The following is a 20,502-nucleotide window of genomic DNA, read 5'->3' as shown; positions in this document are numbered from 1 at the left end:
CAGCTTCAAGCGGTTAGGCACAATAGTGATACCGATGGCTAACCCAAATGAATCCGTGCAGATCGCCTTGAGAGATGCCACATGAGTATCCTTGTGGGTGATACCCCCACCAATGTTGAGACTCAGCATAGCTTTCTACTGAATCGTAGGATACGGCTTGGTCAAACACAATCTCTCTTGTACACCAAGAATCACCTTTCGTCTCACGTCCAATAAATCTTGGCAGGGATCGGGGAGTGACTTGGATCGGGACTCCGAACCAATTGCAGAGCGTTTTTTGCCATCCTTCTGTTGTTGCTTGATTGAGTTTTTCCGTCCACTGCGAAATCATAATCTCGAATTGGAATTGCTGCATTTGGTTGAGCAGTTGTTCTTTTTGATCATGTGCCAGATGAACCGGGCAGGTGGAGTTTGTTAAGTCCATCGAAAACAACAATTGATGGGTTTGAGTATTTGCATATTTGTTGTACGGATGTGCCTGATAGATTCTCAGGAATTGCTGGTTTTTCCAAAGCGTAAAAGATTCGACTTGGGCAATTGTTACGCCCGCTTCGTTTTGAGGAAGTGGAGCAAGCCATTCGAGGAGCGTGCGGGCGAATCTTTGTTCTTCCTTTTGCGCTTCTTGTTCGAATTGCAGCAGCGCTGAAATCAAGGTTTCGACTTCTGTTTCGTCTAAAGACCAATCTGAATAGCCTTTGTAGCATTGGTCTTGACTGAAGCTCAAAATCTCAATGCACTCTCCGTCCGGGTTTGTTTTTGTAATTGTGGTTCGAATATAATCGCCGTCATATTCGGTGGGGCGGTAGTAGTCATAATCTTCTAGGTGAACTTTCTCGCGTTTGGAATAGCAGTCAATTGTATCGATGTGGTGTTTCTTCGAGTACGCTTCAAACAGTTTCGCTGTGGTTTCAACGAGGCTCGCCAGGTTTTCGTAGTGGACTTGTTGCGCTCTATCCTGTTTAAGTTGAGGCATGAGTTCAAGCAGTTTGATTAAGCTTTCTTCGTCGATTTTGCATTCGACCTTGTCGGTATAGATCGAATCAACTTGCACCAATATGGCTGTTGTGTTCCAATTATCGGTTTTTTTTGCTTTTGTAATCTCAATGGTTTGTGTGTCCCCGCTGTAGTAATAACGAGCGGAATAGCGATGTGTTCTAGTTTTAATGAAGCCGTTTTCAATCGTGTCAGGATCATCTGAGTAATCTGAATCGGGAGTAGATGCTTTTTCAAACTCTTCAAGAACTACACTGGCAAGAATGCGTTGTTCGATAGTGTTCATTTGTCTTTCAAAATTCAGCAGAACAGGTTCCGCAGTTGCGGAGGTTTTTAACATCTAGTGTTTTGATTAAACGCTTAATTTAAAAGAAAATACTGACAATTCCGTTAAGAATCATCAGTATTTTCTGCTACTAAGCAGCAGCAACTACAATCACTGCTGCACCACAGTTCTGTAAAATTGATTGAACTCCATTCCAAGTACGATCCGAAGAAAGCGGGACTGTGTGACTTCCTGACAAGTAGCCATTTGAGCCTTCTTGACGGACAACACTGTATTCTGCCCATTGCAGCATTTTAATCATGTCATCAGTGAGCGTCCCAACAACATTGACGGCTTGCTCTGAAATTGTTAGTCGAACTTCCGATTTCGTGCCTTTTCTAGCCTGCGGTTTTGTGGTTTTAGCTGTAGCCATAGGATGAATCCCACTCGTCATCTAGATAGCACCAGTCGGTGCACAGGATTTACGCAGCAAGAGAAACGCCTAAAAAACTGGTCTTTTAAAGAGCTTTATTTAGCTAGACAAGGTATTACCTGCTACGGGGCGGTGGGCGGGAATAAAAGTTTCTCTCTCATTGCACTAGTAGAAAAGGAAACGCATTTCTAGATGCTGGATTTGCTTGTTCTCAGGAATTTAGCGAAGAATGAAATAGGGCTTCAGTCAGACTGAAGCCCTGATTTCGTATTAATTGTCTGCGTCCAGCCAGTGGTAAAAACCCTCTGGTTGTTCGATCAAGTCGAACAGGATTTCTGCTTTGTGAGCAGGTAATGCCTCCGGATCGATTGTTTCTCCATATCGACGTAAGATTGCGTCAATTTCCGAATCAGAAACTTGTCTCGATTCATTTTTCTTCCAAAGCCAGTCCTCAATTGCTTCCTGATCTGCTTGAGATACGACGGGTAATCCTACGAGCTTCTTGATACGTGTTAGTAGTTTCATGTTCAGGGTGTTGATTGTAAGGTCTAGAAAAGCTGTATCAATGTCAAGCTTTCATCTCTTTGCCACAGTCGTGGCGGTTCCATGTCTTACTTATCTTGGTAAATTTTAGACTTTATGATTTCAGTCATACCGAATGCACGAACTTAAATTAATTGATCGCAAGATGTTGTAGCACGGTCTGAAGATTTGCGCTGTAGCAAAGCTGATGGTTAAACACAAACTTCAGTTCAACTTTGCCATCGAGGGTTTGCTGAATCTTAGTGAGCAATACTGGATCATTGCTCCAAAAAATTGTTTTGTTACCGGATTTAGTTTCAATAAGTAGCGCGTGAACAATTGGATTCATTGCTTGAATGCTGCTGATCACCTCTTGCAGGTCGAAAGAGTCCACGTTGAGTTTTGCAACTCCAAAGGAATACTGCTGAAATTGATAAAGACTTTCCATGTTTTTCCTAGTTCTACTTTTCATCTTGGTTGTACCATCTGGTGCAATGACTCGCGCTGTGTTTCGATTTGAATTTTCGCTGATCTCGATCGCAAATCATCTAGCAATTGACCAAAAAAATATATTCAGTTGAACCGCAAGCAATTTCTGTTTTGAGTAGCACTGTAACTCTACCGTTTGTTAAGGCAGGTATTGATCGTGAGATAAAAAATACCAGAGAAAGTTTGTCTTCTCTGGTATTTTTAAGGACGATATACGACGACAGCCTCTATTGCGGTGTGTTTTGTTGAGGATTGCCCTGGACCGGGAACGGAAACTGTGGCAGTTTACAGCCGCTGTTAAGGAAACCGTAAGCGCATTCGATGCGAGTGATTTCTCCTTGGCTGTTTTTAGCTGAACAGGAGACATACTTATCTCCATCGGTATCCTGACCTACGCAGGAAATCGGAGTCAAGCCTGCTTCTTTGCTAAACGTGGCTAGATTGTTGTTAGCACGGTCAAGTCCTCCACTAACTCTAATCCACAGACCTGATCCTCCAGAGAAGATACCCCCGATAATTAATAGCAAAGTGCCGCCGATCATGAGGCAGACAAGGACTTCGATCAAAGTCAAGCCCTTTGTTGAAGAGTTGCGCGAGTCATTCGGTTTAATTCGCATGATTGATGTTTATTTGAAATGGACAGGGTCAGCAAATTTTACGAGCAGGTTTGTAACTTCGCCGATCTATTCCGTCGCCGCAGTCGCGGCATTGACTCTATTTCTCGATGTTAAAGCGTGTGAGACAGCTTATATTCTAGCTGGGCTAGGATGGGTAAAGTTTGAAGCGAATCCGTGGATTCGCTTCAAAACTTATTTAGGGTTGGTTGGATCTGGCATCGTGAATCGCTTTGCGATTGAAGCCTTCGCGTGCTTGAGTGCGGTATTCAAAGCCTGCCTTGACAATATCACCTTCGCAAGTGTACCAATAGACGGATGCGATCAGCTCTGCAACAATCTCATCTGCACTCATGTCTTGAGTTGCAGCTTCAATTTTTGCTTTGTGTTCATCCCAATCGAAGTTGTTGTCAATCTGACTCAATCTGCGTCCGCTGACTTCAGTGGTCACAAACACTAAAAAGCTGTGACGTTCTGCTTCTGCATTAAATGCTTGCTTCAGAATAGTATTCAGCGTTAGCGTTTTGCGGCGAGTTGGTGTTTGTACCATAATTTACCTCGGATTCCTAAAAGCTAGAATTTTGAGCCTGTTGAACTCATTCTGACAACGACAGTCGTCGTGGAGTAGTTCTTAGACTTTCATTTCAATCGCAACGGTCGTTGCAGGGAGATGTTCTGTCTAAAACTCAATAATTGGCAACCTTTTAGCGTTCGTTCCCGCCGACCTTGGTAAAAAATTACCTCGATCTTTGTGGCGTTGCTACTGCTTCAACTGGAATGGTGTTACGATCATTTGCATGAAAAACCGGTTTAACCGATATTGATTGATGTGTGAATACGAATGCCCAAATTGCACTTGATCAACAGTCACCTGGGTGGAATGGGTAAATCTCTGTTTAGCCGGGTGCTGCTTCATCTTCATGGAGTCCTAAACATTCCTGTTGTTGCTTTTGATGCAGATTTTCAGACCTATAATCTTTATCGTTGTTATCCTCAGATTACTCACCAGATTAAATTTTCCAATGCTCACCCGACCAAAACCGATGGAATTGTGTCGGCATTAGAAACCGGACAGAGTGTGGTTGTTAATCTGGCATCGAATTCAGGCACAGCAATTTCTGATTGGCTGGAGCGTGATTCAATCTTTGAGGTTCTTGAAGAGTTATCCGAGCAGAATTCACTGTATCGCTATGAGTTAGTGAACTGGTTTCTGAGTGATGGAACTGCAGTCAGTTTGGCTGAATTTTTAAGCTGTGTGGAGACATACGGGAAGGAAATGACGCAGGTTCTGGTGCAAAACTTAGGCAGGAGTCAACCAGGGGATTGGGAAAAGAGCATCGACGATCCTGCCCTAGTGCAGGCATCTCAACAAACACGAGTCTATCGAGTTGCTCTTCCCCGTTTTTATGAACCTGATGGCTTTAACAATTTTCACTGCTCGTTTGCTGAAGTTCTAGAGCGTGAAGAGTTAAACTTGCTTGATTTGCAGCGAGTGGAGACATTTTTAGAGGAATGTCAGCAGATGATTGCTCAGTCTGGGTTTTTTCTTGTTGATCCATTTCAAAAGCAACAGCCTCAGGATCTATTCTCAGACAATGCTCAATTTAGCCAGTACGAAACCTGACCTTCGTGGTTTAGTAGCAGCAGTTAGCCCTGTTCACTTTGGGGCGAACGAAAAAAAGGCTCCAGAACATATCTGGAGCCTTTTTGAATTGAGATAAATCTCGAAATTTATGAGGGTCAGGGTTGGCATATTCAACAGAATCGTCCGTGGGTTCAGATCCGGATTATTTGATAATTTAGTACCGTTATAAGAATCCGAATTGCTATTAATTCTGATGCCAGTCGGAAGAATCGAACTTCCCAGTCGGAGAATGTGATCTCCCTAGCTCATCGCTCCGCCCTCTGCGGGACTGGCATATTGAGAACGCCAGTCGGCGTTCTTGGTTGAATCGCATCTTGCTTCACACGATCATCGTCAAACGGACTGCTTAGATTTCTATTGTTCGCAACAGGCAATAAGGTCTATCGCCTGTTGCGTTGATTTAATCGCAGAGCGCGGACTTCAGCAGGTTTAGCGGTCGGGACGTGGGGGTACTTGGTTTTGGTGGGTGAAAGACTCTAATGAGCGAAACTGGGGGACTGGTTTTTTTCCCACGACCCGCAAGTTGATGATCGTTGTCTCTGCTGGATCGAGCTGAAGTTTATGTCCTGAGCCAAACTGTTGGTTAGAATGCCCGGTCATTGCTGTTCCGGCAGCTGCGTATGGACCACCGCCGCTTCTACTAGAAAATGTGCCTTTTGCCATTTCGTCACCAGGATTGCTTTCCAGGTAGTCGATCGTTGGGGGTCGCCGCTGAATTTCCGGTCTGAGGGTGACCTGTATGTGTCCTAAATGGGTATTGTCTTTCAACATCGCTTGTCCTTCTGGCGTGTCGAGAAGAGTGCAGGTGAAGCAACCTCGTTCTGGATCTTTCGGTGTAGTGTAAAGGACATCGTCTTCAAACGCCTCAATGTTAAATGTGCCCATATCGCGACCATCGATTTTTAAATTCATCTCGGCGCGACGGTTCCATTTGCTCTGGACTCGAACTCCGTACGTTTGACCATGTTCCATCGCAACTGAGCCATCTTCATGATTGACTGGAACTCGTTGTTCTGACTCACCTGGAACCAGCGTGACTTCAAAGTTATTGACTTTCATGAGTGTTCTTTTGGGGTGTTGGTAAAAAGCAATGAGTCTTGCAGGATGCTCAAACTCATCGGGTTGCGCCAGTTGGCGCAATTAAAGACTACGATCTGTTGCTGATGACGCTGAAGTTTTTTGAATGCTCATCATCGAGATTTGATCTGCTTGATTTTAACTAGCAGCTCTCAGTCTAGCTTTGATTTCCGAGGTTACATGGTCTGCCTGATGTCGCCCAGATTAATATCGCCATCGATCACCATTCCGCTGAAAGTAGCCTGAGTATTGCAGTTCCCCGTTTGAGTGATGCTTCCAGCTTTGATGCTACCTTTGATTTGAACGGTTGATTGGCTTACAACAATGCCTTGGTGGCTGACGACACGGAGCGTTAGCAGCGATGATGCTTTACCATCGATATAGAATCGGGCTAAGTTTTGATGGGTCTGTCCGTCGACTCTGATTTTTTCGACATCCGCTCCTTCAAATGTGACAACGGTTTCCTCTTGATTAGGATCTACGCCGTTTTGTCGACCTAATACTGGACAGTCTAGTTGAATTTTCTCGATCGACTTTGGAAGACGAAAAGTTTTTGATGCCATCTTTATTTCTCCTTAAACGAGTACGTGTGTACGACTGAACTGTAGCATTTACGGCAATTCTGCCGAAGGCGGCACCGCAGTCGCGATTGGTTGAGATAATTGCCTGTTTACGACTAACAAGACTTGAACATCAGCTTCCAAGCAATTTTTTCAACAATTGCGCTTACTCCCTCATGATTTAGTTCGATTGGTTGTTTTTTTAATCTCCGGAGTTCAGTTGCTGCCTTACGCGTTACGGTATGACTTGTATCGCCAGTCAGCAGGAGAATGACATCGGACGTTCGAATGTGCTGAACAGCTTGATCGGCGATACGCAAGCCATCCTCTACTGTAGACCAGACGAAATGAACCTTGGGTAATCTGGATTTTACGTAAGTTCGGGTAGTTGTGTGTCCGCCAAATACGACCACTTTACCGCTTAGATGAGTATAAGAACCTTTTTCGGATGAGTCATTCCTCTCTGATTCAGGTTTAGCAGATTTTTCGCTTATTGCTTTCGGTTCAATTTGGGACTGCGACCAGAGTCTATTGGCATGAGCCTCCATAATGGTAAGTTTTTGCAGTGCAGTTCCGTGGAGTGTAATTGGTTTTTCACTCAGTGCTTGAATTTGAGTGTATAAGCACTCTACAACCTCATCTAAACGGTTGGCTGCTTTCAGATCCTCGCAGTAGTAATACACTTCCACTGCTAGGTATGAAGCATCGTAGTAATTTGTTTGAGATTGAATCTGATCAAGCAACTGTTCTGCTCTTCTGTGACGTTCTTGCATCAGTTTTTCGGTTTGATGCTTGCTCATTTGTGCTTTCTGTTCGCACTGTACCTGTTCTTCGCGCCGCTTTTCGATGACTTGTTTGATTAAGTCGATCTCGGATTCATGGATTTGATTGTGGTTAAGAGATCTGCGAGCATCTGCGAGACGACGACAAAGTTCGGGTAAATCCTGTTCGATTTGGCTACGATAATGGCGAATCGCGTTCTTTATCTGTTGGTACGTGGCGTGTACCTCATTATCGCTTTCTAGAACTCCTTTTTCATCAAATTCACGTTTAAGCTCTTCTAATCGAGCGCAATATTGTTCTATTCGCTGGTAGATTTCTTGACGCATATCTATCAGTTGAAGGGTTTCGTGAGAAACCGTTTCCAGTTCGTCGATCGAGAAAAAAGGCTGCATGAACGATCCTTTTGCTTAAGCATGACTAAGGGCAAACTCGATGGGTTAAAACCGCTCGTAAAGCCATTGTACGATTCATCGTCGGCTAAGTGTCTGTCCTATTGCTAATGGCATTGGGGTTCAAAAGGAACTGCTTTTTTGTGTAGATTCTAATTTTCGCTGAGACTTTCTCTCCCTCAATATTGGGTAAATCTGATGAGTCTGTTGAACTCATTTTGACCATGACTGTCGTTGTCATGGGTCGCGCCATGATTCGATCTAAGATCTGCCGGTAAAGTCTCGATCGCAAATTTGCTCAACCAACGCAGTAAGTAGTGCTTTACATTCAGAGGTTTCTAAACCCTGTAGAAGAATCACTGCTTGATAAACTGCATCGGAAACAGTTGGATGATAACGAAGCAGTGCGACCTCTGGCTCAACCTTGCTATCGCTTTTCAGCCACCAACTTAAAATGATGGTTAGCGATAGCTTGTCGTCAATAGTTAGTGACTCTAACCGATTACCCCATAGTTCTGCTAGCGAGTATAGCCGGGGGGTGTACGCATAGTGGGTTAAGGGTTGCGTCATTTTTTATCTATTCCTAAACAGAAGACAGACTCTGTTCTGTGAGAGCGAGAGCATCAAATTCTTCGTCGCTCATCTGAGCAACCAAAATCAACGGGATCAGATCTTCACCTGTTTCGCCGCATTGCGCTAGCTGATCTGCGCCTGTTTTAGCAGCGATCGCCTGTAGTTGTCGATCGTTCATCTGGTCTAAGTCAGATTTAGTGTAAATCATCAGTTTGTGTGGATTTACCATGATGAAATGGTTTGCAGCTAACGAAAGTTATAAGATCCCGCTGATTGAGAGGAACAAGCAGATGACGCAAACTCGAATTCAGGTGGTAAAGCCCGAAATGGATTTCGGGACTTTAAATATGCGTTAAACATTTCCTCCAGATTAGCTTTTACCAAACCAATCGCTGAAGGTGTTTTTCCAAGCTTGATTCCAGGCATTACAAAATTGCCGTAGATATAGTGTTCCTGCGTTCTGTTTGAGCCACTGCTGCATTTCATCCAGCAGTTGTTCTGTCATTTTCGGATCGAGTCGCCATAAGTCAATGAATTCGTAGCGAATTTGTACCACTTCTTCGAGCGATTTATGATAGATCCGATACGAGTTTCCGCTTTTCATCAGACTGAAGGTAGGTAGCGAAATTGTGCGATAGATAAAGTCAGAATCTTCACCCGGATGAATTAACAAGCTAAAACTTGTGTTAATCAATTGCTTTAACTGATTAACCTGTTTGTGTTCTGGGGACGGAACAACGGTGATCGTCGTTTCCTGAGGAAGTTCTCTGAGTTGGCAATAGAGAGAAATTAATTCTTCTTCGTCTAGAAATGACTGAGCGTGAACCTCATCATACGCACGCTCAAGAATAGAAATGCTATGGTGATTGTCCGAGGAAATCTTCGTTACAGCGACCACGGTTCCGTCGTCTGCAGATTCCAGCTCGAAGGAGTCGCGAGCGATTTGAACGACCTGATTAAAGCGCTCGCTGTCATCTTTCTGTTGAACAAAAAGCTGAAATACGCGATCGATGATCTGTTGTTCTCCAAGGGTGATCTGGGTGTTCATAGAAATATTCTGGTTCCCTGTTTTTTCAAAAATGCAATTATTACGGCTTTTAGCGCAGAGCATAAAACCGCGTGATATGCGCTGGACAGCGCTTTTAACTGAGAAAGTCAAGTTACTTTCGTGATTAAAGTTAGGTTTAAAATCAGCGTGCGCTCAAACTTTTTTTGATACTATCTATTCTTCTAGGGGAGCTTTAAAAAAAAGAGCGATGATTCCTTAGAAGTCATCGCTCTTCTCTCAATCGCACCATCCGTGCATCTTTTGTTGAAATTCGTTCCAAGAAATTCCTTCATAGCAGGTGAAGAGTGGGTCTCCTCCTGAACGACATACCACCCAATGAGGAGTGTCTGTCGGTTCAAGCCTGTATTGTTTTCCAAGCATTGTCTTAATGTTTTCCAGCGTTAAGGGAACTGTTTGTTTTTCAAGCCCGCTGATTACACCTTGCAAATCGGCAATTAAGGCGTTTCTGACTTCGCTGGATTGCGTAGTTGGTACTTCTAATAAACCAGCCATCGCAGCCGCGTGTTGTAGAATGATCTGCATTGCCGTTACGTTACCGCCTTGTGCAAGTTGCATTTGTTCTGCCAGGTCGATTAATTTCATGGTGTTATTGGTTGTCCGTTTGCATTTTCGATACCGCAGACGCGGTTATTCAGCCTATCAATTGTGCATCTTTTGCCACAAGATTAACGTTAGGAAAAATGTCAAAGATATTCAAACGCCACTGCTAATCTTTTAATTTCTTGAACTAGTTTCGATTGAATTGGATTGGGAGTTTTTAGCTGCTCTATACGATGAATCCATTTGCTCAGGGTTTCTTGGTCTTCCTGGCTTAGTTGATTGGTTTGTTGAATCCAGGTCTTTATCTGACTGAGTAGAACGGTGGAAAGGATGGTGGATTCTTGGAAAGAAGTGACTTGACTTGGATTTGTAAGTGCTGCATTAAGATCACAAAAATAGTCCCGTAATGCAGGTGCCGCCGGAAGTTCATTATCTAAACTTGCGAACAACTCGTCCAGGATGTCTTCTGTGACCTCGTTTTTGTACAGCAGTCTTGCGACTTCCGGCGAAGCTTGCCCAGTTTCGATCAGATATTCCAGGTCATGTTTTAACTCATTCGGAAATTTAGGGTAGTTTGTCATTTTTTCATTCATATTTCAGTCTCCAAGCCTTTCCGAGTTAACCGAAGATAGATATCAATACGAGGTGCCCTTGTGTAAGGGCATCTCGTATTATTTCAAGAAGGTCAAGCTATTTGCCTTGATCGGTCTAAGTTGCCCTAGTGCTTCCGCCTTGCTGGGAGTGAGAACTTCTACAAGTTGGGCACGAACCCCGACAATTTTGTTTAAGTTGCTGCACGAGTCTAATCCCGATTGCTTTAAGGCAACTTGAATTTCTAGCTCTGACAAAGCAAATAGTTCGCCATTTCGACAAAAGAGTTGCCATTGACCGTGAATGTATTCGATCGTTCCTTGAATTGTGCGTTCTAAGACCTGTGAAGAAACCTGTTTTTCTAGCAGAAGAGTTGTCATCATGATGAATAGGTTGCTTGTGTTCGACTGAATGCTCTTGCGAGCACGTGGCTGCACTGGTCAGTGCAAAATCGAGCGGGTTCCTAGGGCTAAAAAAACAGCAGCGCGGAAGATATCCGCGCTGCTGTAGATCAATTCATCGAAGTCTTTCAAATTTGATGCTAGTAGCCAGTCCGAGTCGCTGGGCTGTTTTTATCTTTGCAACTACATCTGAAAGTGTATCGGAAAAATCTTGAAGCCTTTTCAGATGTGCCTGGTTAATTTCTTGATCGAACTCTGTTCTTTGAGGGTCGACCTCAATGCCTGCGATCGTTAACAGTTGGGTGATTTCTTCACGAGATACGGGTGTGGGGATCTGCGTAAATTTTGAGGCTGCCTGCATTAAGTAGGCTTGCTCTTGAGAAAGAGTCATTGGCAATAGTCGCTGAAAACGTCGTTGAAACGCAACAGTCGTTGCCGGTGTTCTGATCCTGGAGTTAACCGATTGCCCGTTCTCTACCGGCAATCGGTTAACGATTGCCCAGCATAAAGATTGCAATCGGTTTTAGCTTACTGGAATTATTTGTTATGAACAGTGTAACCCTCGGATTGAAAAGCTTTTCCGATCTGCTCCAGAATGAACTTCGCATCTTTCCAGTCATACAGCGATAAAAGGATCTTTCCGCCAGGAATATGGGAAGCATCACAATCGCAGTCAAAGTGAATATAGAGTTGATGATCTTCGCCTCTAAGGGTGAAGAAGGCTCGAAGCGATTTAGAGGAGGGTGACAGTTCAAACGACTTGAGCATATTGTCCTGATCAACCAGTCCTGTTTTGGAAACGTTGATCAGTTTAACTAGAGACTTTTGCACGATCGAGCTAATCTTCCAAACATCTTTTTCGTTATCTTGGACGATGAGTGTATGAGAGTCCATAAGATAGTTTCTCTTTTGCTGTAGAAAGGTGCTTCGATGCTGCAGTCGCAGCTTGTAGATTTAGTGATTGACTTGTTCGTTAATTTTGAGTTTTAGCTTGATCGCTTCATACTTTTTCTGAGCGGCATTCAACCTAAGCTTTTATGCACTCCTTGTTCAGCAATACCAAGCTTGGCATTTTTTATGCTTTAGTCTGGTAAGTATTGATTTCAAAGGTTTCGGATTAAGCTCATTCCAAAGGTGTGTGTGTTGGTTTGGTAAACCTGTCAGAATCAGACGTGGATTGCGGCATTCTTCTTGCCAGTGTTCTTCTCGCCTAGATTTCTTCATTATGCTTGTCTTACGGTATGCAAAAAAAATTGCAAGAGTCAATGCCTTTGTTGCTTGCTCTTGCCTGAGTTTTTCGCTTTCTAATATTGTTGCTGGAGCTACGATCGAGCTTTTAGGACAGGATCTGACTTATCAAGCAAGGTCTTCCACCCGGAATCTTGCTCAAAATGCTAGACTGACGGCGCTCTTGTCGATTCCGTGGGTGTTAACAGCAAATCGCTTGAATAAGAAGATTTCAGCCCAAGTTGAACGTGCAGAACTGAAGGGCGTTAGCATTCCTCAGTCTTTCATGCCAATTTCAACAAATTCTTGTTCTACTTCGTCGCATTCCTCTTCTTATTTGCCGATTTCGCTCAATGTCCAATATCATCCGCGTGATCTAAATTAGATTCTAAGAGCGGAGTCAGTCGAAGTGGTTTCAGCCCTCGTTTCTGCAAGAGCTGAAAAAGCTGTACATCCCGAAGATTACCACTCCTTTGATTTCTGGAGAATTGGAGCGTGTCAAAAATTAAGGACCTGATACGACGACCCGTTGGATGCGCCCATCGAGATTTTGCAGTTTTACCTCGATCGCTTTGGCTTGTTCTAGACTAAAACTGCCAGTTTTTCTGCTGACTGCAATTCCTGGTTTTCCACCTGGGTGAAGAGCACAGAATTGGGTTAGTGTGTTTTCTTCTACTAACAAGACTGCAATGTTGCTAGAACTTGCTTCAGGTTTCTTTGAATTCGTATTAATCGGAGTCACAAAGACATGGTTTCCCTCGTTTAATCGGCACACAGATTGTATCGGCTTCGCTCTCTGACTGTTCCAGACCGTTAATGCGATCAGAATTCCTGCTAAACCACTGATTCCGATTAAATGGCGTTTTGTAATCATTGTGCTTATGGGGATTTAATGAACAACATAGTTGTCATCGCAGTCGCGATTGGGATACTCAATGAGTTCAATTGTGTTTTGCGGCAAGTTTCTTACTCGGTTTTTAGCAGCGTCTGAATTTGTTCGGGAGTAATACTCTGATTTTGTTGTAGGAAGCGAGGATTCTCCTGATAAAATTGCGCTGCAATTTCTAGAATGTCTGAGTCAATTTCCTCAGTTGTTGTGAGCGAGCATTGATCAAATTTACCATTGAAAAACGTTCCCTTAACAAAGCGATCTGATGCGAATGTTTTACTGACAAATAGGTCAAAGACTACTGTGCCTTGAAACGATCTTTGGTTGAGGGTTGCTGCGATATCAGGCAGGTAGTCGAGCGCGTTTTTTTGGCTTAACTGAAGAACGAGCGCTGTGTCTTTGACCAGCGCAATAGCGAGAGTTTCCATGTAGTTTGAGTTTTGATGAAGAATGTAAGTCTGGGTTGTTCAATCAAGCCGAATCATGATTTGGATGAATTGCGGCGATTCATTGAATAACCAGAGAGTTGAACACAAGTCGCACCCAATTCGGTTTGGTCAAACGCTTTCTTCTGATGGCTAGCGAAGGCTCAACGACAAGGAAAGATTATTGAACAAGCTTAGGTGACTCATCTTTCCAACGAGACATTGTCCGATCGCTTCGCAATTATTTCGCTAATAACAAAAGATCTGCGTTCAGCAGTCGAATCGGGCATCATTTTAATCGCGCTGGTAGGCGCACCATTTTCTGACATCCTATTTCACCGAAAGGATGGGTTCGAAGCTTGGTTTGAGAACAACTTGACTTCGTAGGTCTGCCCGTAGTGTTTCGCTTATTTTATTTATAATCGTACTATCGACGAGTCAAGGTATTTGATGAACTGACCGAGAGATCATAACGTAGCAAAATCTCGATCAAGTAAATGAATGCAGTATTGTAGGTGACAGACCTGAACGAGAGACAATGACAAAACTCAATCAAATCTTTGCGTTAGATCCTGAACCACCACAACAGGTTCATGTCTCGTTCAATGACGAGATAGATTTTTGTGTTTGGACACTTGAACAAGACGGACTACACGCACCATTTTTCGATCTTCATCCCCCAGGAACCGGCAGTTTGCAATTGCGCGGGTTGACGATGGCGCAGTGGCAGCAGTGGTTTTATACTGTGATTCGACAGCAAGATCCAGCTTTGTTCTGGAATGCTCAAGGATTTGACGCACTGACCTGGACTGAAACACAACTTTCTACTTATCAACAGATGGCTGAGCAGATCCAAACGTTTCCAGAATTTGAACAAGATTCGATTTCTTCGATCTGCTTTGATCGGTTGAGATCGACGTTGCTGCATCACTACCACGTATATCAGCAACGTCAGGATGAAGCTAAACATCGCTGTGGGGAAGCAGGGTTCGGTCGACGGCTTCCGGTATTGCAGAATCCAACCGACGCATTTATCGGGATGCCAGAAGTCAGACAGCATTTGCAAACGTTGTGGCAACAGTACCAAGAACTGTACGGTGAATATTCGCGAATTCAATGTCCGAGCCGCGTGATTCATACGATGGCAACGAATTTGGAACTTCTTGATTTACCTGGACTGAACATTTTTGTGGTTGGGTATCCGGCGGTAACAGAATTTCTCTTACCGCCGAATGGGATAGTGGTGTCCCATCTGCAAATTCAGTCTGATGCGTCTCTGCAGGAACTGATTCACTGGGCTGCTCATGAACTAAATCATTCGAATCTCAGTTCAACGTGGTAACGATTGTCTCCCTTGGCAGCGTGCTCCGACGCTAAAGCCGTATCCGCCGGAACTACTGACGATCGAGCCTTCCATCACTAATCGTTTGTCCGTAAAACTTCTGATGGTGTTGCCATATACTGTGCCTGTTTCGCCAGGATATATCCTGGCAACATCCTCAGAGAGACCACTTGATTCTCCAAGAACGACCGCACTGATTCCAAAAAGCCGGACTCCAAGATCAGGAGTATAACTCCAGTAGCCGATTCCCTTAAAGCAACTGAACTGAAGATCTCCATCTCCTACTCGGGTTGCTGAGGCGGGAAGCGCAGTGATCGCAATGATGAACGCTGCTACACTCAAGAGGATTGATTTACGTGGCATAAAATAAGCTCCTTGATCAATTCACCCTGTTTGCTGCGGAAGCAGTCTTGATTTAAAGACGAGTGGGTCAGCGTTAAAAACAGCGCTATGAAATGATTCGGAGGATGAACGGAGCAATGCCAAAAATTGATATATAGTAGGAGCTGCTGGTTTGGTTAACTGGATGGGGGTGCCGTAAAAATTGGATCGTTTTTGGAAAGCCAAGCGATAAAATGTCCGCGTTCGCATTCAAGAGCAGCATAATGCGGCGGTTTGCCCGATTTGATCTCTAAAGTTGAAGCATTGCACCGTGAGCAGTGGCGAGCAGGCTTGCCTGTGCCAGAGGCATCGCAATCGTGTGACTGTAAGCAATAAGCAAAGTTAAGTTCTACCGGATGTCGAAGAAGTTTTTCTAATTCAATCTGTAAAATTGAGTGTGATTCACCCACTTTTTTGAACCAGAATTTTCCGAATGTTAAAGGTTTAGCTAACCGAAGATGCACCTGAAGTGGCTTATCGTGATCGGTTAAGACGATCGAAAGTGAACAATCCTTCTGAAGAAAGCGAAGAAAACCACTGACTAATGTGGGGAGACTATTGGCTCTAAATAGCACTTCAAGTATACTCTGCTCGCCTTCAAATCCAAACTCTTGCGCGGTCAACGAACTCCCAAAAGGTTCTTCTTCGAGTCGAGCTAATTTTTCAGCTTGGGTTAACGTCAATTTGGGGGGTAACTGGGGAGTGATCTCGGATACGCTGAGTTGGGAGTTAGCTGTGTCTGCTGTGTGGGATTCAATTGCCTTCTGGACCTCTTTGAGTCGATGTTGTGCCCAGAGGGGGCTGTATCCTAGTTGAAGTGCCACATATTCGAGTGCTTTTAGGTCGAGGTCTCTGTTTTTTTTCAGGGTTTCAAGCACTCGATATCCCACCCATCCAGGTTTGTGATCATAATATTCCTGAATTGCAATGAGTTGATCAATCCAGGGGTACGCAGAACTATCGGTAGTATCTCCTGCTTCAGGGATCGGGTCCGCAAAAAGACGCTGTAGCTGCTGTGCTGCTGTAGCAATCTCACCAGATTGAATCATTTGGCGAGAAATTTCTGTTAACTGGGCTGTGCTGTCATGGCTGACGTTGCGTTCTGTGACAACAATGACTTCTCTAGTTGTTGCGTCTATTTCAGTGTTTCGACGATGATGCCGAATGGTTCCATCGAGTGACCATTGACGATCGTCGTCGGGCAGTCCGTGTTCCCACCAGTTCTTCGTGTGATCCAATATAACTGCACACAGTTTATCTGCACTTTTTCTTAGAGCACGTCCCACCATCTGTAGATACAGCGTCAGGGATTGAGTGGGTCTGAGAATTTGCACACACTCAATTCCTGGAACATCCAGCCCTTCGCTAATGATGCCACAATTGACTAAAACCGTAATTGCTCCGCTTTCGAACGCCTTGAGAGTTTGTCGTCGTTCGGTTTTGGGCGTGTCTCCATCTAAGTGCTCTGCTCGAACTCCAGCCATGCGATACAGTTCACAGACTGCCATTGAGTGTTCGATGTCACAGCAGAAAACCGCAGTTTTCAATCCGTTAGCGTGTTTCTGCCAGGTCGGAACAACCTCCCCCATCACATCTGCAGACATTGCAGCCGTTTTCAGCTTTTTGACGTTGAAGTCCCCAGCTACGGTCCGAATTCCTTTTGTCTCGATCGTTTTGGTTGGTGCAAACAGCCGGTACGGACTTAGATATTGATGTTCGATCAGCCAGGACGGACTGGCACCGCACACGAGGTGATCGAACAGTTCATCGAGTCCTCTGCCGTCGAGCCGCTTCGGGGTTGCAGTTAATCCAAGATGATAGCAGTCTGGATAAAGATTGTAGATTGTTTGGTAGGTGTTCGAGATCGCATGGTGGCACTCATCGGTGATGATCAAGTCAAAGTTCAGCGTCTTTTTTCGACGGCTTAACGTTTGTACACTTGCAACTTGGATTGCTAAGGAATCGTCGATTTTGCTGCCGCTTTGAATCAGTCCGACAGGCGTGACGCAAACATGCTGAAGCTTTTCATAAGCTTGAACGAGTAGTTCTTCTCGGTGTGCAAGCCACAGCACTTGTCCTTGCTGCTTGACAAAGCGATCTGCAACGGCTGCACCGATTACCGTTTTTCCGGCAGCAGTTGCAATTTGTGCGACGGTGCTGCGATCTGTTTTGAATGAGTTGAAAATATCGCCAACAAGTTCAGCTTGATAATTCCATAAAGAAAAAAAGGTGAAGTTTTTGGCTGGCTGGTTCGCCATGATGATTTGCCAAATTTTGAGAGACTGATGATTGATCCTCGTCATCCTGCCTTTGACAAGAACCAATTTGTTTTTTCCATACTAAGCAATTTTAGCGTCATCTGCATTTGTTCTAAAAACAACAGCTTCTTAAAACAAGTTTTTAACGTACACAACAACAAAACTAGGCGATTAAAGCTTCGTTGTAGAATGGAAAACTAGAGTGATTTCTTAACGTTCACAACGTTGATAACGTACTGTGGGTAAGAAGCACAATTTGCAGGAACTGTTCTGCTTGTCAACCACAGCAGATGACAATTCAGATTTGCCCTCAGGCTCTTCTGCTTTTCTAGTTGGGACATTTCTAGTTTTAGTTCCAATAGAAAGATCAGCCGTGGAAAATTCTGTCAATATTTGATTGCTCCAATAAAAGGAATTAACTGTTCAGGTAGACCCGGATCGATCTGTTTCAACGCTTCATGGGCTTGCGTCAAGATGTCACAAATCATGTCGCTTTAAGGGATAACATCTGCCAGACTAATCCAAAACATTTTCATTTCCTCTTGTTACCCATACTCAAAATGAGTATGATAGCTCAAGTTGAGTATAAGATTTGGAGGTTATTATGATGGCACTTTCCCGCCCGCGCTTACAGGTTGTTCAGAATGACGAGATTGCCTTGGCAATTGCGACAATTCGCAAACATCGCCCTGGACTCATCAATGATTCGATGGTCGTGACCTCCGCTTTGGTGGAATATGCATTGGCTTTAGAGTCAGACAAACCACGTCAAACTAACTATCAAACTCCCTATGGCATGACGATCGTGAAAATAAGTCATGTAACGTGCGAAACCGGAATCTTCCAGTTTCTGACTCGGAACTTCAACCGCATCGCCGCTATCTTCGCGCATATTGACACTGAGAATGATGAGTTCATGGAGTACATTTCACGAGGAGAAAAGCCTGTCTACACCTTCGTTTTAAAGGGAAAAGGCTTTACTGATTTTGAATTTATTCATGTAGCAACTGCGGGGTCGTTTTTTGAAGAATGCTTGACGCTGCTTGTGTTGGATTTCAAACACTATCGCGATGATATTCGCTTTAATGTGATTCGCGCTAAGTTTGAGGAGAAATGGGGGCAAAAAGCCATTAGTGATTACGTCCCTTCTCTTGATGAAATGGCTGAAAAGTTTTTTCAGAATGAAAGCTACTTATTTGGTGGCGGCGGTGGAGAAACTTCAGGGACTTGGGATCTAGAGTGGAAAGCTGATACCACCTATGAAGGGTTTAAGGTAAGAGATACACGATGTGTTGACTATTCTCATGCATTGACTGGGTTGAAATCGTCCTCTCTTGAATCCGCAAGAGAACACTATGGCGTAGAAGTGTTAGTCCGTTCTGGTGTGCTAGCGATCGATCGAAATTTGCTGCATCATCGGTATCGCTGCCTTTGTGATGGGTGGGCAGAGGAACGACAAGATCTAGATTTTTACGAATTGGGATGCATCTTTGGGCAGCACTTTGGCTATGAAGCTAATTTCTCACCTGCAAGATTCCTTTACGAGATTGGTTCTGTCACGATCGAAACCACGCCCAACGCAACCGTGTATGTTGAAAAGGGTAAGCGGATTGAGGTATTGCCTATGGAATGGAAATCTTCATGGTTTACCTGTCATGTTGATGGAAAAGCCAGCAATTCGGGTTGGAGCCTCTTACATAATGACCCGAACCCTTTTAGACTCTACGATATGAATGATTTCTTCCCTGATCATTTAGAGCAATACAAGCAAAAGAAAAAGAATCCCAAGCAATAACCGGAGGGACGCTCTACAAGATGTAGCGTAACCTACCGCTTCAGCAGTTTGTGAACAACAAGATATGATTCTTGTCTTTAGACGCGAGCAGTGAATTTAACGGTGCCCGTAAACTGAACGGCACGTAAACAAGTGGCACAACAAAGCTGCTTGCGTCTAGAAGAAACTGCCGCTGATTTCCCTTTCCTTCCGGCTTTGTACCGAGTTTCTTCGCGCTCTGAAAGAGCAAATTTGCACTACCCAAAATCGAGCGGTGCATTTTTGTGAAAGCATACATTTGAACTTAGCAGTAGACTGCGATGACACGAACACACCACGACCAATTCGCGAAACAATGCCTTGCTGGGTTTCTTGCACCGTATGGAGAAACCGAAATTAGTCGAGAAGTGGTGAGCGAAGTGCGGCAAATCGATGTGTATTTTGTTCCTAGAAGCACAGCACGAGTCCTGAAATCAGAGTTGGGACTATTAGGTCAAATGGTCACAACCCCCTCGTTGCTTGAAGCCTTCCGTAATCCTGTGCAGGCAACACACATCTTAGACTGTCAGAGCAAATTAAATGACGCTCGCAACGAACTCATGCGTCGAGCTAAGAGTCAAAAACAAAGCTTTACAAAGCGAAAATTTCCTCAACTCTGGGTGATCACGCCATCGATCTCGAAAATATTACTGAGCGGATTTGCAGGAAAATCGCGACCCGGCTGGAGTAGAGGCGTGTACTTTCTTCCCGGAGAACAGCGGGTTGGAATTGTTGCAATCAACCAACTTCCCAAGATCGCTTCAACCTTATGGCTACGTTTGATGGGGCGCGAGTCTGTCCAAACTGAAGCGGTTGCTGAATTGCTGGCACTTCCCCCTGAGTATCCGTTTCGTCGCCATGCGCTAGAACAATTGGCAAACTTGCGCGTTACGATTCAAGCAAGGCAAAATTTAAGCAGAGACGACCGAGGATTGATTATGACGTTATCCCCAGCTTACGAACAGTGGCAAGCAGAAACACTAGAGCAAGGATGGAAAGCCGGAGAACAAGTCGGGCGACAACAAGGTCAACTCGATTTGGTGATGCGACTATTGGCACGAAAGGTGGGTCATATTGATGACGCACTGAGATCGCAGATCGAGCAGCTTTCCCCTGCCCAATTGGAATCGTTGGGCGAAGCACTGCTTGATTTTTCCACTGTGGATGATTTGAGCGCATGGCTGAATGATCATTCGAGGCAAAATTGAGTTTTTGCTATTCGA

The 20,502-nt window shown here is 44.3% G+C and carries 26 protein-coding genes; 5 read left to right on the top strand and 21 right to left on the bottom strand.

What is annotated here, in order from left to right; translation table 11 throughout:
- Positions 1-13: 13 nt before the first annotated feature.
- The 6 genes from ACQ4M5_RS22625 to ACQ4M5_RS22600 form a co-directional block, all read right to left on the bottom strand.
- The gene (locus tag ACQ4M5_RS22625; RefSeq protein ID WP_430677940.1) at positions 14-1,333 is read right to left on the bottom strand and encodes a hypothetical protein; all 1,320 of its coding nucleotides are present in this window, start codon (positions 1,331-1,333) and stop codon (positions 14-16) included.
- Between the two features lie 76 nt (positions 1,334-1,409).
- On the bottom strand, positions 1,410-1,691 hold the full coding sequence (locus tag ACQ4M5_RS22620) for a hypothetical protein (protein WP_430677939.1): 282 nt from the start codon (positions 1,689-1,691) through the stop codon (positions 1,410-1,412).
- 270 nt (positions 1,692-1,961) lie between these two features.
- On the bottom strand, positions 1,962-2,216 hold the full coding sequence (locus ACQ4M5_RS22615; protein WP_430677938.1) for a hypothetical protein: 255 nt from the start codon (positions 2,214-2,216) through the stop codon (positions 1,962-1,964).
- A 148-nt stretch (positions 2,217-2,364) separates the two neighbouring features.
- A complete protein-coding gene (locus tag ACQ4M5_RS22610) occupies positions 2,365-2,661 on the bottom strand; it encodes a hypothetical protein (RefSeq protein WP_430677937.1) in 297 nt (98 codons plus the stop codon).
- Between the two features lie 268 nt (positions 2,662-2,929).
- The gene (locus tag ACQ4M5_RS22605) at positions 2,930-3,319 is read right to left on the bottom strand and encodes a prepilin-type N-terminal cleavage/methylation domain-containing protein (RefSeq protein ID WP_430677935.1); all 390 of its coding nucleotides are present in this window, start codon (positions 3,317-3,319) and stop codon (positions 2,930-2,932) included.
- 196 nt (positions 3,320-3,515) lie between these two features.
- Positions 3,516-3,866: a hypothetical protein gene (locus ACQ4M5_RS22600; RefSeq protein ID WP_430677934.1), complete on the bottom strand. Its 351-nt coding sequence runs from the start codon at positions 3,864-3,866 to the stop codon at positions 3,516-3,518.
- A gap of 291 nt (positions 3,867-4,157) precedes the next feature.
- Between ACQ4M5_RS22600 and ACQ4M5_RS22595 the strand changes: the two genes are divergently transcribed.
- Complete coding sequence (locus ACQ4M5_RS22595; protein ID WP_430677933.1) at positions 4,158-4,940, top strand: hypothetical protein; 783 nt, start codon at positions 4,158-4,160, stop codon at positions 4,938-4,940.
- Between the two features lie 450 nt (positions 4,941-5,390).
- On the opposite strand, the gene ACQ4M5_RS22590 is transcribed toward ACQ4M5_RS22595, so the two are convergent.
- From ACQ4M5_RS22590 to ACQ4M5_RS22540, 11 genes are all read right to left on the bottom strand, one after another.
- Positions 5,391-6,020, bottom strand: coding sequence for a hypothetical protein (locus ACQ4M5_RS22590; protein WP_430677932.1), 630 nt, complete (start codon positions 6,018-6,020; stop codon positions 5,391-5,393).
- Between the two features lie 194 nt (positions 6,021-6,214).
- Positions 6,215-6,601, bottom strand: a complete 387-nt coding sequence (locus ACQ4M5_RS22585; RefSeq protein ID WP_430677931.1) for a hypothetical protein — start codon at positions 6,599-6,601, stop codon at positions 6,215-6,217.
- A gap of 113 nt (positions 6,602-6,714) precedes the next feature.
- Complete coding sequence (locus ACQ4M5_RS22580; RefSeq protein ID WP_430677930.1) at positions 6,715-7,707, bottom strand: hypothetical protein; 993 nt, start codon at positions 7,705-7,707, stop codon at positions 6,715-6,717.
- Positions 7,708-8,031: 324 nt separating this feature from the next.
- Positions 8,032-8,340, bottom strand: coding sequence for a hypothetical protein (locus tag ACQ4M5_RS22575; protein ID WP_430677929.1), 309 nt, complete (start codon positions 8,338-8,340; stop codon positions 8,032-8,034).
- A 13-nt stretch (positions 8,341-8,353) separates the two neighbouring features.
- Positions 8,354-8,572 (bottom strand): hypothetical protein, encoded by a 219-nt coding sequence (locus ACQ4M5_RS22570; protein ID WP_430677928.1) that lies wholly within the window; start codon positions 8,570-8,572, stop codon positions 8,354-8,356.
- Between the two features lie 141 nt (positions 8,573-8,713).
- Positions 8,714-9,391 (bottom strand): hypothetical protein, encoded by a 678-nt coding sequence (locus tag ACQ4M5_RS22565; RefSeq protein ID WP_430677927.1) that lies wholly within the window; start codon positions 9,389-9,391, stop codon positions 8,714-8,716.
- A 237-nt stretch (positions 9,392-9,628) separates the two neighbouring features.
- Positions 9,629-9,994 (bottom strand): hypothetical protein, encoded by a 366-nt coding sequence (locus ACQ4M5_RS22560; protein ID WP_430677926.1) that lies wholly within the window; start codon positions 9,992-9,994, stop codon positions 9,629-9,631.
- 101 nt (positions 9,995-10,095) lie between these two features.
- The gene (locus ACQ4M5_RS22555; RefSeq protein WP_430677925.1) at positions 10,096-10,545 is read right to left on the bottom strand and encodes a hypothetical protein; all 450 of its coding nucleotides are present in this window, start codon (positions 10,543-10,545) and stop codon (positions 10,096-10,098) included.
- Between the two features lie 78 nt (positions 10,546-10,623).
- Positions 10,624-10,926, bottom strand: coding sequence for a hypothetical protein (locus ACQ4M5_RS22550; RefSeq protein ID WP_430677924.1), 303 nt, complete (start codon positions 10,924-10,926; stop codon positions 10,624-10,626).
- A gap of 133 nt (positions 10,927-11,059) precedes the next feature.
- Positions 11,060-11,335, bottom strand: coding sequence for a hypothetical protein (locus ACQ4M5_RS22545; protein ID WP_430677923.1), 276 nt, complete (start codon positions 11,333-11,335; stop codon positions 11,060-11,062).
- A 146-nt stretch (positions 11,336-11,481) separates the two neighbouring features.
- A complete protein-coding gene (locus ACQ4M5_RS22540; protein ID WP_430677922.1) occupies positions 11,482-11,838 on the bottom strand; it encodes a hypothetical protein in 357 nt (118 codons plus the stop codon).
- Positions 11,839-12,169: 331 nt separating this feature from the next.
- Here ACQ4M5_RS22540 and ACQ4M5_RS22535 point away from each other — a divergent pair, with 331 nt between their 5' ends.
- A complete protein-coding gene (locus tag ACQ4M5_RS22535) occupies positions 12,170-12,556 on the top strand; it encodes a hypothetical protein (protein WP_430677921.1) in 387 nt (128 codons plus the stop codon).
- Between the two features lie 120 nt (positions 12,557-12,676).
- Here the strand turns inward: ACQ4M5_RS22535 and ACQ4M5_RS22530 are convergent, their stop codons facing one another.
- Together ACQ4M5_RS22530 and ACQ4M5_RS22525 are read right to left on the bottom strand one after the other, a co-directional pair.
- On the bottom strand, positions 12,677-13,045 hold the full coding sequence (locus ACQ4M5_RS22530) for a hypothetical protein (RefSeq protein WP_430677920.1): 369 nt from the start codon (positions 13,043-13,045) through the stop codon (positions 12,677-12,679).
- A gap of 92 nt (positions 13,046-13,137) precedes the next feature.
- Positions 13,138-13,488: a type II toxin-antitoxin system RnlB family antitoxin gene (locus ACQ4M5_RS22525; protein WP_430677919.1), complete on the bottom strand. Its 351-nt coding sequence runs from the start codon at positions 13,486-13,488 to the stop codon at positions 13,138-13,140.
- A 535-nt stretch (positions 13,489-14,023) separates the two neighbouring features.
- On the opposite strand from ACQ4M5_RS22525, the gene ACQ4M5_RS22520 reads away from it, so the two are divergent.
- Positions 14,024-14,827 (top strand): hypothetical protein, encoded by an 804-nt coding sequence (locus tag ACQ4M5_RS22520; protein WP_430677918.1) that lies wholly within the window; start codon positions 14,024-14,026, stop codon positions 14,825-14,827.
- Here the strand turns inward: ACQ4M5_RS22520 and ACQ4M5_RS22515 are convergent.
- Together ACQ4M5_RS22515 and ACQ4M5_RS22510 are read right to left on the bottom strand one after the other, a co-directional pair.
- The gene (locus ACQ4M5_RS22515) at positions 14,816-15,190 is read right to left on the bottom strand and encodes a hypothetical protein (RefSeq protein ID WP_430677917.1); all 375 of its coding nucleotides are present in this window, start codon (positions 15,188-15,190) and stop codon (positions 14,816-14,818) included. The genes ACQ4M5_RS22520 and ACQ4M5_RS22515 overlap by 12 nt on opposite strands.
- Before the next feature lie 155 nt (positions 15,191-15,345).
- The gene (locus ACQ4M5_RS22510; protein WP_430677916.1) at positions 15,346-17,466 is read right to left on the bottom strand and encodes a DEAD/DEAH box helicase; all 2,121 of its coding nucleotides are present in this window, start codon (positions 17,464-17,466) and stop codon (positions 15,346-15,348) included.
- Positions 17,467-18,070: 604 nt separating this feature from the next.
- On the opposite strand from ACQ4M5_RS22510, the gene ACQ4M5_RS22505 reads away from it, so the two are divergent.
- Both ACQ4M5_RS22505 and ACQ4M5_RS22500 read left to right on the top strand, forming a co-directional pair.
- On the top strand, positions 18,071-19,261 hold the full coding sequence (locus ACQ4M5_RS22505) for a hypothetical protein (protein ID WP_430677915.1): 1,191 nt from the start codon (positions 18,071-18,073) through the stop codon (positions 19,259-19,261).
- A 299-nt stretch (positions 19,262-19,560) separates the two neighbouring features.
- Positions 19,561-20,487, top strand: a complete 927-nt coding sequence (locus ACQ4M5_RS22500; RefSeq protein ID WP_430677914.1) for a DUF4351 domain-containing protein — start codon at positions 19,561-19,563, stop codon at positions 20,485-20,487.
- The last annotated feature ends 15 nt before the right edge of the window (positions 20,488-20,502 follow it).

It is taken from the genome of Leptolyngbya sp. AN10, from assembly GCF_050565645.1.
GTDB lineage: Bacteria > Cyanobacteriota > Cyanobacteriia > Leptolyngbyales > Leptolyngbyaceae > Leptolyngbya.
Note: the sequence above shows the minus strand (reverse complement) of the source record. Positions and strands in the feature narration are given on the sequence as shown.